Genomic DNA, 310 nt, shown 5'->3' on the forward strand with positions numbered 1-310 from the left:
TACACCCCTTCGGGCAGGTCCAGCGCCGCCCCGAGGTCGTTGAGTTGCGCGATGGAGAGGGTGATCCGCACGGTCTGATCCGTGCGCGGATCGTACTGCTCCACGGTCACGCATTCCTCGAAGGCATGCACGATCACGTCCTCTTGGAGAGGGGCTTCGCCCTCATCCACAAGGGTCACGACGGTCGAATCGAAGTCATGCTCGATGGTAAACATGCCGAAATGTTAACGTGTCGGGGCATGTTTTCCAGATTTTTCTGCACCTGCATAACGACGGCGCTGCCAGTGGTACAAAATTGGCGCGATCACCC

The 310-nt window shown here is 58.4% G+C and carries 1 protein-coding gene; it reads right to left on the bottom strand.

What is annotated here, in order from left to right:
- Positions 1-215, bottom strand: a 215-nt coding sequence (locus H2O73_RS23705) for a DUF8831 family protein (protein WP_182110761.1), incomplete at its 3' end; no start/stop codon positions are given.
- Positions 216-310 lie beyond the last annotated feature (95 nt).

This window comes from Vibrio marinisediminis (assembly GCF_014050145.1).
Classification (GTDB): domain Bacteria; phylum Pseudomonadota; class Gammaproteobacteria; order Enterobacterales; family Vibrionaceae; genus Vibrio; species Vibrio marinisediminis.